Source organism: Pseudomonas graminis, from assembly GCF_001705435.1.
GTDB lineage: Bacteria > Pseudomonadota > Gammaproteobacteria > Pseudomonadales > Pseudomonadaceae > Aquipseudomonas > Aquipseudomonas graminis_B.
The window spans coordinates 174,532-187,898 of the sequence record NZ_MDEN01000057.1; the positions used below are offsets into that span (position 1 = coordinate 174,532).

12 protein-coding genes are annotated in these 13,367 nt (G+C 59.7%); 3 read left to right on the forward strand and 9 right to left on the reverse strand.

Features of this window, described 5'->3' with window-relative positions; genetic code table 11:
- Positions 1-13 precede the first annotated feature (13 nt).
- Together BBI10_RS07075 and BBI10_RS07080 are read left to right on the forward strand one after the other, a co-directional pair.
- Entirely contained in the window at positions 14-4,375 is a 4,362-nt protein-coding gene (locus BBI10_RS07075) for a pilus assembly protein (RefSeq protein WP_065987664.1), read from the forward strand.
- A gap of 11 nt (positions 4,376-4,386) precedes the next feature.
- Positions 4,387-4,797 carry a type IV pilin protein gene (locus tag BBI10_RS07080; RefSeq protein WP_065987665.1) on the forward strand — a complete coding sequence of 137 codons (411 nt, stop codon included), beginning with the start codon at positions 4,387-4,389 and terminating at the stop codon, positions 4,795-4,797.
- Positions 4,798-4,800: 3 nt separating this feature from the next.
- Here BBI10_RS07080 and BBI10_RS07085 read toward each other — a convergent pair whose 3' ends face one another.
- From BBI10_RS07085 to pilV, 4 genes are read right to left on the reverse strand one after another with little or no spacing between them, the layout of a single operon-like run.
- Entirely contained in the window at positions 4,801-5,223 is a 423-nt protein-coding gene (locus BBI10_RS07085) for a type IV pilin protein (RefSeq protein ID WP_065987666.1), read from the reverse strand.
- A complete protein-coding gene (locus BBI10_RS07090) occupies positions 5,220-5,711 on the reverse strand; it encodes a pilus assembly PilX family protein (RefSeq protein WP_065987667.1) in 492 nt (163 codons plus the stop codon). The genes BBI10_RS07085 and BBI10_RS07090 overlap by 4 nt, the downstream gene beginning before the upstream one ends.
- Positions 5,712-5,715: 4 nt before the next feature.
- Positions 5,716-6,417 (reverse strand): PilW family protein, encoded by a 702-nt coding sequence (locus BBI10_RS07095; protein ID WP_065987668.1) that lies wholly within the window; start codon positions 6,415-6,417, stop codon positions 5,716-5,718.
- Entirely contained in the window at positions 6,414-6,854 is a 441-nt protein-coding gene (gene pilV, locus BBI10_RS07100; RefSeq protein WP_244160324.1) for a type IV pilus modification protein PilV, read from the reverse strand. The genes BBI10_RS07095 and pilV overlap by 4 nt, the downstream gene beginning before the upstream one ends.
- 183 nt (positions 6,855-7,037) lie before the next feature.
- On the opposite strand from pilV, the gene BBI10_RS07105 reads away from it, so the two are divergent.
- Positions 7,038-7,541 (forward strand): GspH/FimT family pseudopilin, encoded by a 504-nt coding sequence (locus BBI10_RS07105; RefSeq protein ID WP_065987670.1) that lies wholly within the window; start codon positions 7,038-7,040, stop codon positions 7,539-7,541.
- 21 nt (positions 7,542-7,562) lie between these two features.
- Here BBI10_RS07105 and ispH read toward each other — a convergent pair whose 3' ends face one another.
- The 5 genes from ispH to ribF form a co-directional block, all read right to left on the reverse strand.
- The gene (gene ispH / locus BBI10_RS07110) at positions 7,563-8,510 is read right to left on the reverse strand and encodes a 4-hydroxy-3-methylbut-2-enyl diphosphate reductase (RefSeq protein WP_065987671.1); all 948 of its coding nucleotides are present in this window, start codon (positions 8,508-8,510) and stop codon (positions 7,563-7,565) included.
- Positions 8,511-8,592: 82 nt separating this feature from the next.
- A complete protein-coding gene (fkpB, locus tag BBI10_RS07115) occupies positions 8,593-9,045 on the reverse strand; it encodes an FKBP-type peptidyl-prolyl cis-trans isomerase (RefSeq protein WP_065987706.1) in 453 nt (150 codons plus the stop codon).
- A gap of 7 nt (positions 9,046-9,052) precedes the next feature.
- Positions 9,053-9,565, reverse strand: coding sequence for a signal peptidase II (gene lspA, locus BBI10_RS07120; RefSeq protein WP_065987672.1), 513 nt, complete (start codon positions 9,563-9,565; stop codon positions 9,053-9,055).
- On the reverse strand, positions 9,558-12,389 hold the full coding sequence (gene ileS, locus BBI10_RS07125) for an isoleucine--tRNA ligase (protein ID WP_065987673.1): 2,832 nt from the start codon (positions 12,387-12,389) through the stop codon (positions 9,558-9,560). Before ileS ends, lspA begins: the two co-directional genes overlap by 8 nt.
- Before the next feature lies 1 nt (position 12,390).
- Positions 12,391-13,338, reverse strand: a complete 948-nt coding sequence (gene ribF, locus BBI10_RS07130; protein ID WP_065987674.1) for a bifunctional riboflavin kinase/FAD synthetase — start codon at positions 13,336-13,338, stop codon at positions 12,391-12,393.
- Between the last annotated feature and the right edge of the window lie 29 nt (positions 13,339-13,367).

Here is a 13,367-nt window from a genome sequence, read left to right on the forward strand (position 1 = left end):
ACAGTGAACGACCATGAATAAGCCAATCACGCTCAGCAGTTTCATCGTAGCACTGGCCTGTCTGATCCTGCTGCCGTTCGGCGTGGCGTACGCTGCCGTGAGCCAGGTCCCCGCGCAGCTGCCGCTGTTCCTGAACAACTCCGTACCGCCGCTGAACATGCTGGTAGTGGGCCGCGACCACAAGTTGTTTTTCCCTGCCTATAACGACGCCTCCGACTTGGACGGTGACGGCTCTATCGATATTCGTTATAAGCCCTCAATTACTTACCTGGGCTATTTCGATTCACTCACGTGCTACAGCTACAACAATGGTTACTTCTCGGCGCAGTCGAAAACGACAGTTGCGAACCTCAAAAAATGCCCGGGAAACTGGAGCGGTGATTACCTTAATTACCTGACGACCTCACGCGCCGATGCGCTGCGCAAAGTGCTCTATGGCGGCTATCGCGAGGTAGACACCACCTCGCAGACCATTCTTACCCGCGCCTATATTTCGACCGACGCGCACACGTGGGGCAAGGAGTACTCAAGCCGTACCGTGGATGGTTACGACCTGTCGGATTACACCCCGCTGTCGAATCCCAGTGCCGGCAACTACACGCTCTTCGCCAACAACACACAGAGCAGCGCGCCGTTGCTGCGCGTGCTATCCAATGTGTCGAACATTCGCATCTTTGGCTGGGTATCTCGGGAAGTGACCCAGGGCGGGTCCAAGGCAACCAATACCAACTTTAGCGACGTCGATGTTTCCCCCACCAACTACCAGGTACGGGTCGAGGTCTGTAAATCAGGCTTCATCGAAAGCAACTGCAAGCTCTATCCCAATGGCACCTATAAACCCACAGGCATCCTTCACGACTACGGTGAAGGCAACCAGATGTACTTCGGACTTGTAACGGGCACCTACCAGAACAATATTCAGGGAGGTGTAGTCCGCAAGGCGATGGGCAGCTTCTCGGCCGAGATCGATGCCTCGACGGGAATCTTTGGCACACAGGACAGAAACGGCAACTACGTGAAAGGCGCTATCATCGGGACGCTGGACGGGCTGAGGCTCAGCACCACCGGTTGCAATATCTACGTCACGCCCATGCCGAACGCCAACTGCCCGAACTGGGGGAATCCGCTCGGCGAAATGATGTTTGAGACCATGCGCTACTTCAGCGGCGAGACCACTCCCACCGCTAATTACAAATCCGGGAATGCTGACACCAGCGGCGGCTTGAGCCTGACCAGCGTCACGACGTGGAGCAACCCTTATTCGGCGACGCCGAACGCAGCCGCTACACCGCCAACTTATCCGAGTTGCTCCAAGCCATTCGAGACACTTTTCAGTGACGTAACACCCAGTTATGACTCTGACTTGCCTGGCAGCAAATACACAATAAACGCGGCCCCAGGCAGTTCCGCTGCGCTGACCAATCTAGACGTAAATGCGCTTGGACAGACGATCTGGAACACGGATGTGGGTGGCAGCAAAAACATAAATATCGGCCAGACACTAGGCGCTAGCGATCAGGCGCCGACTGCAAAAGCAGCGTCCAGTCTGGGTAACATCAGGGGGTTGCCGGAAGAGCCCACCAAAGAGGGCACTTTCAACGCAGCGGCAGTGGCTTATTTCGCCAACACCAACCCGATTACCTCTCTAGGTAATCAAAAGGTCCAGACCTTCTCCATCGCACTCTCGTCGACGCTACCGCGGATTCAAATGCCCGTCGGCACGGGCTCAATCACGCTGGTGCCATTTGGCAAAGTGGCGAGCAGCGGCATTACCGAGCAAATCACCGGCTTTTATATCGATTCGCTGTACAACATGACTGGCCAGCCCACCAACGCCAATATCAACGGCGGCCGGGCGCAGGCGGTTTTCCGGGTGGTGTTCGACGACTGCGGTCAGGGCTGCGATTACGACATGGACGCCATTGTGCTCTATACCGTCGCGGTCAACGCCCTCGGCACGCTGGATGTGACGCTGCAAACCGTCTACTCGGTATCGGGCGCCGAGTCGCACATGGGCTATACCATTTCCGGCACCACCACCGACGGTATTTATCTGGAGGTGACAGGGGGGGCCAACGGAAACCTTCACTACTCGCTCGATACGCCCGGTACGAGACTTCCCGGTGCATGCGCAACATCAACCGCGACCTGCAACAACACGGCCGACCTGCTCCCGGGACGCAAAGACCAAAACCAGGCGGTATCACCTTCATCCCGGGGCGATACCCATACCCGCAGGTTCGTCGCTTCGCCAACGACCTCCATAACTAACCTGCAGGATCCATTGTGGTACGCGGCCAAGTGGGGCGGCTTCGGCGGCCCGACCAACACCAGCAGCAGCCTGCCGGTGGCGGGACAGTGGGATTCGACAAAATCGGGCACGCCTAACAATTACTTTCTGGTGACCAACGCCTCGACCCTCAAGCAACAGCTCGACGCCGCCTTCAACCAGATTCTGCAAACCAATAACTCGGTGGCGACACCGGCAGTGGTCCCTGCGCTCGGCACCAGCAATGCGGCCGCGACGTATTTGAACAGCCTCAATGTCGCCACCTGGAGCGGCGACCTAATCAAGACCACCACCACGATCAACAAAGCGGATGGCAGCACCAGCAGCGTGCAGAACTGGTCTGCCTCGCAGGTGGTGCCTACATGGAGTTCGCGCAACATCCAGATGGCAGGCACGACCACTAACGGCCTGCAGGCGTTCACGTATGCCAACCTGGCGAACCGTACCTACGCCGGCATCAACTTGCAGACGACACTAACGTCCGATCAAGTGGACTTCGTGAAAGGTGACACCAGTAGAGCCACCTCTACATACCGCCGCCGCGCTTCGCTGATCGGTGACTTGGTCAACTCTTCGCCAGTGGTGGTGGACACATCCCTCTATGACGCATCCGTTGCCGATACCCTTGATGGGCAGAGCGGCGCCTACGGGACGTTCCAGACGACCCAGAGCACTCGACGCGGGCAAGTCTACGTTGGCGCCAACGATGGGATGTTGCATGCGTTCGATACCCTGACCGGCGTCGAAAAGTTCGCATTCATTCCCACGGCAGTGATCTCGAACCTCAATGCATTGACCAATAAGGATTACAACTCCAACTCCGCTCTCCATCGTTTTTTCGTCGACAGCACGCCGGTCGTCGCAGACGTATACTTTGGCAGCGCGTGGCACACGATTCTGGTGGGCACGCTGGGTGCGGGCGGGCGAGAAATCTTTGCGCTGGACATCACCAACCCCGACAGCATCAGCCTGCTCTGGGAGTTCACATCACAGAACGACGTGGATCTAGGCTCAAGTTTTTCCGTTCCTGTCATCGCCAAGCTGCACTCCGGAGAATGGGGCGTCATAGTCGGCAATGGCTACAGCGGTAACAACGGCAATGCATCACTGTTCATCCTCAATGCCGCCACAGGTGCCACGATCAGCAAGTTGACCACCTCGGTGACCGGCAACAACGGGCTGTCTTCTCCCGTGGTGCTGGACGCAAACGCCGACGGCTATGCAGATTACGTGTACGCCGGGGACCTGCTTGGCAACCTATGGCGCTTTGACCTGATTGCAAGTTCGCTGACGGCAAACGCCACAGCGAGCAACTACAAAGTAGCGTTTGGCAACAAACCGCTCTACACCGCGACCGCGAGCGATACGGCCGGGGCCGCCGTGCAGTCCATTACCGCACCACCGACGGTCGTAGCACATCCGACTGCAGCGGGAACGATCGTGTTGTTCGGAACGGGGCGCTATTTCGCGACGGCCGACAAGGCCAGCACCGACCTGCAGACCTTGTACGGCATCTGGGATAAACAAACGGTCGGCGCCGCAGCATCGTCAACGCCAACGTTAACGCGGGGCAGCCTTCAGGCTCAGACGATTACGTCGCAGGCCAATAACGTCAGTTTTGCGGGAACCAGTAACGATGTCCGCATCGTGAGTAATAACACCGTGGACTGGACCGCCAAGTCGGGCTGGTATCTCGACCTTGCCGTGGGCAACACGCTTCTGGGTGAGCGGCTGGTCGACCCGCTGGTCCTCAGCGGCAGCGTATTGTTTGCATCGACGCGAACGCCGGTTACCGACGTGTGCAGCCCAGGCGTCACAGGATGGCTATATGGCCTTGATCCGACCACGGGAAGTCGCACGGCTTTCACCGTATTCAACCTTCGACGCAATGGCACCATCTCAAGCGCTGACAACTACAACGACACCGTCGTCAGCGGGATGAGCATCAGCGCCGGGGGTGTAGACGTTGGCAGCATCGGTGGCAGCAAGTACTCGACTGATTCGAGCGGCGAACCCACCGCCGTCAACACCGGAACCGCTTTCAATGGCCGCCAGAACTGGCGCGTTATTCCATACACTCCATGAGGCTGTACTTAATGCATTGTTCAAACCGCTCTCAACGCGGCTTCACGCTGATCGAGTTGATGATTACCGTCGCCATCGTTGCCATCCTGGCGGCAATCGCTTATCCGTCCTACACCAAATACGTCCAGCGGGGTTATCGCTCCGAAGGGATAGTGATGCTCAATGACGCCGTGGCCCGAATGGAGCGGTACTACGCTCAGAACAATACGTATGCGGTTACCAATCTCACCGCGTTGGGTTTTGCCAGCACGCAGCCGCTCTCACAAACCGGCAAATACCAGTTGAGCGTTACAGCGAATGCGACGGCATATTCGTTCACGGCCGCACCTCGGGATCAGCAAACGCAAGATGCATGCGGAGCATTAACTATTGATCAACTCGGGAACAAAACCTCGGCTGGCGGCACCGACTGCTTTAAATAAGCACTATCGCCCCCAACACCCCGCCACACTGGCAGCCCCCGACATCCCGAGATTGTCGCGCTTGCCAGTGTTTTCCAGCACAAAATTCCCACACGCATCGCCCGCCATCATTCCTCCGCCAACCGGCGAAGCGGTCAGCGCGAACGTCCGCTCCTTGCGCTCAGCCCCTATCCGATAAAACCCATTCCCCATCGACACCTCATGACTAAGCGCCGGAGGCCCGCTGACGTCCGAGTATTGCCCTGCCCGTGAATGAAACCGCTCAAGCTTCTGCGCCTCTTCAACCAGCACCCCGGCGATCTCCGAGCGGCGGGTTTTCCGGATGTACTCGCTGTACTGCGGGTACGCGACGGCGGCGAGAATCGCGACGATGGCGATGGCAATCAGCAGTTCGATCAGGGTGAAGCCTGTGCGAGTTCTGTTCATTGCCGCTGCCGCCACATTACGCGGCGCTCCTGGGTGTGGATGCTTTCGAGCACGGTGCGTGAGTCGCCCTCAATGCCGATGGCCGTCACGCGGTACAGGATCCGAAACTGACCGTCTCCGCCACCGGGCGGCTGATCGGTTTGGCCGACATGCTGAATGCCGTAGAAACCACCCCGCGTTGCGACCCAATCCACACCCGAGGCCCCGCCCGTTTCGCTTTTGGAAAGTGTCAGCGCTTCAGGCGGAGGCAAACATCTCGCTGGCGACGAACAGGCCGGCAGTGAAAACCCGGATGACAGGATGTTTGATTCAGCAATGCGCAGCGCTGTCTCGGCGGACTGAAACGACGCATCACGCCGCTTGAGCGTGCCCGCCACTTTTTCCTGGAGGGTGGCGTTCTGCATCGACGATGTCGCCAAGAGGGTCAGCAACAGCAGGAACACCAGGCTGACGATCAACACCGCGCCACGTTGTGGATTCATATTCATGTGATCACCCCAGCCGATTACGGAGGGCGGCAACGACGTCGATGGTCTGTTCCTGCGCCCGATCTGCGGGGTCGAACAGTGTCAGGGTCAGCCGCACGCTGCGGATCAACGAGGGCTCGGCGGTGGCCGCGTACCGCGCAACGGAGCGGTCATTGATCGAACCGGCAACGCCGAACAGCACGCTGAACGCGCGCACGTTGCTGACCAGGGGCTGGCCATTCAGCGATAGCTCATTGCGAGCCTTGTTGAAGCGATACACCTGCTTGTGAATGGGTATCGCGGTCTCATGTCCGGCGAGCCGGGGCGCCCGGCCGTTGGAGTACGCGGTGGCGGATGACACGCAGTCGGTGTGTATGACCCAGGTCGACCAGCCTCCACCCTCCCCGGTTCCGGCGGTGGCGAGGCTCAGTGTCTGCGAGCTGGCGTCCCAGTGGATCGGCGCTTCAAACGCTTTGGAAAAGCCATTGCCGACGCTGGCGTCGTCGACTTTTCCCAAACAGCCGAACATGCCGACCAGCCGCACTTCCTGGACCATTTTGCTGAGCACGAATCGCGCGTCTTCCTGCAGGCTGGCGGACGATGTCTGACTGGCATAGCTGCTCTTTGAGCTGATGAATATCTGCGCCAAGGCCAGCGACATCACCAATCCCAACACCAGCGCCAGCATAACTTCGACGAGGCCAAAGCCTTTCTCCAAAGGCCTCATGGTCGTGCGCCCCGCTCGGCAGATACATCTGCGGTCAACGTCAGCGTCTGCTTCTGTGCGGCCTCCTGGCTGGCGCGGGAATCGTCCCACTTCAATGTAACGGTCACGCTCGATCCCGACACCGCAATGGATGCCTCGGCATCGTCACCGACCGCGCGTCTCAACTGCGTCGCGAAGTCGTACAGGTCTTGCTGGCGTGGGACGGCGAGACTGCCGGACGATGGCGCCTGACTCAGCGAAGCCAGCGCATAACTGGTGCCCGGATTGGCGCGGATTCGCTCGAGAAGATCATGGGCGATGAAACTGACGTGCATGCTGCGCATCGAGCTTTCGGTGTACTTCAGCGCGTTGAGCTGCAGCATCGCCACACCCAATATGCCAACGCTGAAGATCAGCAGCGCAACCAGCACTTCGATCAATGTCATCCCTGATTGCATCGCCTTTCCTGCCATCGCCCACCTCTGCCGTCCGCTGTGCAGGCACCAGTGAAGCCGATGCGCAGCGGTTTGCCCGAAGGATGTGTAACGGCGGCTTGCAGACATACCGGCTGACAATCGAACCGGTTGTCAGCGCAACGGAGCAGGTGTTTGCTTGAGCGCCGAACTCAACGGAAGACGCTCGTGAAACAGCAAGGATTGACGCTGATTGAACTGCTGGCAGGGTTGGTGATTGTGGGTATCGTCGCGACGCTCGCGATCCCCGCCTTCGGCCAGTTGATCGACTCACAACGACGTCAGGACACGGCTCAGCAACTGGCCAGCGGGCTGCGAATGGCTCGCACAGAGGCGATTCTGCGCAGTCAGCCAGTGGTGATACAGGCCCTTGAAAAGGACTGGAGCCGAGGCTGGAACGTGTTCGTCGACAGCAACCGCAACCAGCTCAGAGACGAGGGTGAGCTGTCGCTGGCCGAGTTCGCCAGCCACCGTGACGTCAGGGTGGTGGGCAACAGCAAAGTCGCCGTGCGCATTGGTTTCGATAACACGGGGCGGCTGCTGAACAACGCTAACGGGACACTGGCGGTGTGTCTCAGAGACGCACCTGCCAGTCGCTACCAGTTGGTGATTGCGGTGACCGGCAGGGTCACGCTGCGATCCGAGGGATTCAGCAGCGAGCCCTGCGCATGATGCGGTCACGGAGTGACCGGATTACAGCAGCGACTTGACGCGCAATTCCTTGGGCATCGAGAAGGTGATGTTTTCCTCGCGCCCGGCCAGCTCGTCTTCGCCGGTCGCACCCCAGGCGTGCAGCTGCTGGATCACGCCACGCACCAGCACCTCGGGCGCCGAAGCACCGGCGGTAATGCCGATGCGGCCCACGCCGTCGAACCAGCTGCGCTGCATGTCTTCGGCACCATCGATCAGATAGGCAGGGGTCGACATGCGTTCAGCCAGTTCACGCAGGCGATTGGAGTTGGAGCTGTTCGGGCTGCCGACCACCAGCACCACGTCGCACTCATCGGCAAGGACCTTGACCGCATCCTGACGGTTTTGCGTGGCGTAACAGATGTCGTCCTTGCGCGGGCCACCAATGGCCGGGAATCGTGTGCGCAGGGCGTCGATGACCCGGCTGGTGTCGTCCATCGACAGCGTCGTCTGGGTCACGAAGGCAAGGTTCTCAGGATTGCTCACCTGGAGGTTGGCAACGTCTGCTTCGTCTTCGACCAGATAAATCGCGCCGCCATTGCTGGCGTCGTACTGCCCCATCGTCCCCTCGACCTCAGGGTGGCCGGCGTGCCCAATGAGGATGCACTCGCGGCCATCACGGCTGTAGCGCGCGACCTCGATATGCACTTTGGTCACCAGCGGACAGGTGGCGTCGAACACCTTCAGGCCGCGACCTGCCGCCTCGGTGCGCACCGCCTGCGACACGCCGTGGGCACTGAAAATCACGATGACGTCGTCCGGCACCTGATCGAGCTCTTCGACGAAGATCGCGCCACGGCTGCGCAGGTCTTCGACGACGAATTTGTTATGAACCACTTCATGGCGCACGTAGATCGGCGGGCCAAACACTTCCAGCGCGCGATTGACGATTTCGATCGCACGGTCCACCCCGGCGCAGAAGCCACGTGGGTTGGCGAGTTTGATTTGCATGATGTGCCTCGTGTCTACGCGCAATGAAACATATAAACGAAAAGGCCCCGAACAGTGCCGGGGCCAGGCGCTCTGGCGATGCTCAGAGTGCCTTCACCTCGAAAATTTCCACTTCGAAGGTCAACGTCTTGCCCGCCAGCGGGTGATTGAAATCGACGGTGACCTGATCATCGTCCATCGATTTCACCACGCCCGGCAGCTCGGTGTTCGCCGCATCGTTGAAGATCACCAGCAGCCCTTCCGACAGCTCCATATTCTGGAACTGCGAACGGGGCATGACCTGCAGATTTTGCGGGTTCGGCTGACCGAAAGCGTTTTCCGGCGGCACTTGAAGCGTGCGTTTGTCACCGGCTTTGAAGCCAAAGATCAGCGCCTCAAAGCCCGGAAGCAGGCTGCCATCGCCAACCTTGAAAGTCGCCGGCGCCTTGTCAAACGTGCTGTCGACGGTGTCGCCGTTTTCCAGGTGCAGCGCGAAATGCAGGGTGACTTCCGTGTTCTGACCGATGCGTGTTTCCTGAGTAGCCTGTTCGGTCATCAACTGATCAGTCATTGACGGTCTCTCCGGTTTTCTTGCTCTTGAACATGTCCAGAGCCAGCATGATCGCGCCAACGGTAATGGCGCTGTCCGCAACATTGAAGGCCGGGAAGCCGTGTTCTTTCCAATGCACGAATATGAAGTCTATGACATGGCCGATGAAGATTCGGTCATACAGATTGCCGAGTGCCCCGCCCAATATCAGGGCAAGGGCAATCGCCAGCCAGGTTTCGTCGCGTCCGAGCCGCTTGAGCCAGACCACCAGCACCCCACTCACCACCACCGCGATCAGCGCAAACAACCAGCGCTGCCAGCCGGAACTGTCGGCCAGGAAGCTGAACGCAGCCCCGGTGTTGTAGGCCAGCATCCAGCTGAAGTAGTCAGGAAGGATGACGATCTGCTCGTACAACTCCAGGCGGTTTTCGAAGTAGAACTTGCTGGCCTGGTCAATGACCACCACCAGCACGCTCAACCACAACCAACCCAGTCGGCCCATACGGCCAGCCGATGCATTAGGCATAGTGACGAACCTCGCCTGCGCCGCTGATGTTGTCGACGCAACGACCGCAGATTTCCGGATGCTCCGGATTGACCCCGACATCCTCGCGGTGATGCCAGCAGCGCGCGCACTTGGCGTGGCCGGATTTGACGACCTTGAGTTTCAAACCAGCCACTTCGGTGACCACCGCATCTGCAGGCGCGCTGACGAAAGGCGCGACGCTGGCCGTTGAGGTGATCAGCACGAAGCGCAACTCATTGCTCAACTTGGACAGATCCGCCACCAGCGCGTCTTCGGCGTACAGCGTGACTTCGGCTTGCAAGTTGCCGCCAATGGCTTTGGCCGCGCGCAGGTTTTCCATTTCCTTGTTGACCGCCACCTTCACCGCCATGATCCGCTCCCAGTAGGCGCGATCAAGCTCGAAGCCTTCAGGCAGTTCGCTCAGCTCGGTATACCAGGTGTTGAGCATGACCGACTCGTTACGCTCGCCCGGCAAGTACTGCCACAGCTCATCGGCGGTGAACGCCAGGATCGGTGCGATCCAGCGAACCAGCGCTTCGGAGATGTGGAACAGCGCAGTCTGGCAAGAGCGGCGCGCCGTGCTGTTGGCACCGGTGGTGTACTGGCGGTCCTTGATGATGTCCAGATAGAAGCCACCCAATTCTTGAACGCAGAAGTTGTGCACCTTCGAGTAGACGTTCCAGAACCGATATTCGCCGTAGTGCTCTTCCAGTTCACGCTGCAACAGCAGGGCGCGATCCACCGCCCAGCGGTCCAGCGCCAGCATCTCTTCGGCTGGCAGCAAGTCGGTGGCCGGGTTGAAACCGGTCAGGTTCGAGAGCAGGAAACGTGCGGTGTTGCGGATACGACGGTACGCATCGGCGCTGCGCTGCAGAATGGTGTTGGAAACAGCCATTTCGCCGGAGTAATCGGTCGCCGAAACCCACAGGCGCATGATGTCCGCGCCCAGTGTGTCGTTGACGGTCTGCGGCGCGATAACGTTGCCCAGCGACTTGGACATCTTGCGGCCGTTCTCGTCCACGGTAAAACCATGGGTGAGCAATTCACGGTACGGCGCGTGATTATCGATGGCGCAACCGGTCAGCAGCGACGAGTGGAACCAGCCCCGGTGTTGGTCCGAGCCTTCGAGGTACAGGTCGGCGCGTGGACCGCTTTCGTGGCCCATCGGGTGGGAGCCGCGAAGGACGTGCCAGTGCGTGGTGCCTGAATCGAACCATACGTCCAGAGTGTCGGAGATCTTGTCGTAGTGCGGCGCTTCGTCACCCAGCAGCTCGGCAGCGTCCATCTTGAACCAGGCTTCGATGCCTTCCTGCTCGACGCGCTGAGCGACTTCTTCCATCAGCTCAACGGTGCGCGGGTGCAGCTCGCCACTTTCCTTGTTCAGGAAAAACGGGATCGGCACGCCCCAGTTGCGCTGACGGGAGATGCACCAGTCAGGACGGTTGGCGATCATCGAGTGCAGGCGCGCCTGCCCCCATGCCGGGACGAATTTGGTTTCTTCGATGGCCTTCACGGCGCGGTTGCGCAGGGTGTCACCCGACGTCGGCTGCTTGTCCATGCCGACGAACCACTGCGCGGTGGCGCGGTAGATCAGCGGCGTCTTGTGGCGCCAGCAGTGCATGTAGCTGTGGGTGATGGTTTCGGTGTGCAGCAACGCGCCGACTTCGGTCAGCTTGTCGATGATTGGCTGGTTGGCCTTGAAGATGAACTGGCCACCGAAGAACTCCAGCGACGGGCTGTACACGCCGTTGCTCTGCACCGGACTGATGATGTCGTCGTTGGTCAGGCCGTAGCTTTTGCAGATCACGAAGTCGTCGACGCCATAGGCCGGCGAGCAGTGAACGACACCGGTGCCCGCGCCCAGCTCGACATAGTCGGCCAGATAGATGGGCGAAAGACGATCGTAGAACGGATGACGGAAATTGATCAGCTCGAGCGCCGAACCTTCGGCCGTCGCCAGCACCGAACCTTCAAGGTTCCATCGCTTCAGGCAGGACTCAACCAGCTCTTCAGCCAGCACCAGCAGGCGCTCGCCGGTATCGACCAGTGCGTAGGTGAATTCCGGGTGAACGTTGAGCGCCTGGTTTGCCGGGATGGTCCACGGGGTGGTGGTCCAGATCACGATGGCAGCAGGTTTGCCCAGACTTGGCAGACCGAAGGCGGCAGCCAGCTTGTCGGCATCGGCCACCGGGAAGGCGACGTCGATGGTGGACGATTTCTTGTCCTGATATTCAACTTCCGCTTCAGCCAATGCAGAGCCGCAATCGAAACACCAGTTGACCGGCTTCAGGCCCTTGAAGACAAAGCCGTTCTTGACCATCTCAGCCAACGCGCGGATTTCACCGGCTTCGTTGGCGAAGTCCATGGTGCGGTACGGGTTGTCCCAGTCGCCCAGCACACCCAGGCGGATGAACTCGGCTTTCTGCCCTTCGATCTGCTCGGCCGCGTAGGCACGGCACAGTTCCCGGGTCTTGTCCGCAGGCAGATTCTTGCCGTGGGTGACTTCGACCTTGTGCTCGATCGGCAGACCGTGGCAATCCCAGCCCGGGACATAAGGCGCGTCGAAGCCGGAAAGGGTCTTCGAGCGAACGATCATGTCCTTGAGAATCTTGTTGACCGCATGACCGATGTGGATATTGCCGTTGGCGTACGGAGGCCCGTCGTGCAGCACGAACTTGGGCCGATCCTTGCCAATTTCGCGCAGCTTCTGGTACAGGCCAATGCTGTCCCAGCGCTGCAGAGTTTGCGGCTCGCGCTGGGGCAGGCCGGCCTTCATCGGGAAGGCGGTGTCCGGAAGATTAAGCGTGGCTTTGTAGTCGGTCATTTCAGGCTCTAAAGTTTAGCGGTTGGTCGTGCCAGTGGGCACGAGCGGCAGCGACATCCGCATCGATCGCCGTCTTGAGCGCCTCAAGGGAGGCAAAGCGCTGCTCATCACGCAGCTTGTGGTGGAATACCACCGTCAAACGCCGGCCATAGATATCGCCGGTAAAATCCAGAAGGTGAATCTCCAGATGGGGACGTCCATCGCCCGCCACGCTGGGACGCACGCCGATGTTGGCGACGCCTGGCCATACCTTGCCGTCAATCTGCGCGCTGACCAGGTAGACACCGGTCAATGGCACGCGACGACGTTTGAGTTGCACGTTGGCCGTGGGCGTACCCAACTGACGCGCCAGTTTCTGGCCATGCAGTACGCGGCCAGAGATTTCGAACGGGCGGCCCAGTAAATGCTCGGCCAGGGTGAAGTCTGCGGCAGCAAGCGCCGTGCGCACCTTGGTGCTGCTCACACGGACGCCATCGATTTCGACGGTCTGCGCCGCTTCGACGGTGAAGCCCTTTCCGGCGCCGACTTTTTGCAGGAAATCGAAATCGCCCACGCGGTCACAGCCAAAACGGAAGTCGTCACCCACCTCCAGGTGCTTCACACCCAGGCCATCGATGAGCACGGTGTCGACAAACTCGGATGCACTGAGCTTGCTGAAGCGCTGATTGAAGGCCAGGCACAACACCAGATCAACGCCCTCGCCAGCCAGCAGATCGAGCTTGTCGCGCAGTCGGGCCAAACGGGCCGGGGCCGTCTCGGGAGCGAAGAACTCGCGCGGTTGCGGTTCGAAGATCACCACACAACTGGGCAAGCCCAGCTCGACGGCGCGTTCACGCAGTCTCGCCAGGATAGCCTGATGACCCCGGTGTACACCGTCGAAATTGCCAATAGTGGCGACGCAGCCCCGGTGCTGCGGGCGCAGATTGTGAAGGCCTCGAACCAGCTGCATAACGCGCTTCTTGCTCATAAAGTGGCCGA

Excerpts from the sequence above, each read along its gene's own strand:
- BBI10_RS07080 (WP_065987665.1), top strand. The coding sequence starts at position 4,387 with ATGCATTGTTCAAACCGCTCTCAACGCGGCTTCACGCTGATCGAGTTG.
- BBI10_RS07095 (WP_065987668.1), bottom strand. The coding sequence starts at position 6,417 with ATGAGGCCTTTGGAGAAAGGCTTTGGCCTCGTCGAAGTTATGCTGGCG.
- ileS (WP_065987673.1), bottom strand. The coding sequence starts at position 12,389 with ATGACCGACTACAAAGCCACGCTTAATCTTCCGGACACCGCCTTCCCG.
- pilV (WP_244160324.1), bottom strand. The coding sequence starts at position 6,854 with ATGCAATCAGGGATGACATTGATCGAAGTGCTGGTTGCGCTGCTGATC.
- BBI10_RS07085 (WP_065987666.1), bottom strand. The coding sequence starts at position 5,223 with ATGAACAGAACTCGCACAGGCTTCACCCTGATCGAACTGCTGATTGCC.
- ispH (WP_065987671.1), bottom strand. The coding sequence starts at position 8,510 with ATGCAAATCAAACTCGCCAACCCACGTGGCTTCTGCGCCGGGGTGGAC.
- BBI10_RS07075 (WP_065987664.1), top strand. The coding sequence starts at position 14 with ATGAATAAGCCAATCACGCTCAGCAGTTTCATCGTAGCACTGGCCTGT.
- BBI10_RS07090 (WP_065987667.1), bottom strand. The coding sequence starts at position 5,711 with ATGAATATGAATCCACAACGTGGCGCGGTGTTGATCGTCAGCCTGGTG.
- lspA (WP_065987672.1), bottom strand. The coding sequence starts at position 9,565 with ATGCCTAATGCATCGGCTGGCCGTATGGGCCGACTGGGTTGGTTGTGG.
- fkpB (WP_065987706.1), bottom strand. The coding sequence starts at position 9,045 with ATGACCGAACAGGCTACTCAGGAAACACGCATCGGTCAGAACACGGAA.
- ribF (WP_065987674.1), bottom strand. The coding sequence starts at position 13,338 with ATGCAGCTGGTTCGAGGCCTTCACAATCTGCGCCCGCAGCACCGGGGC.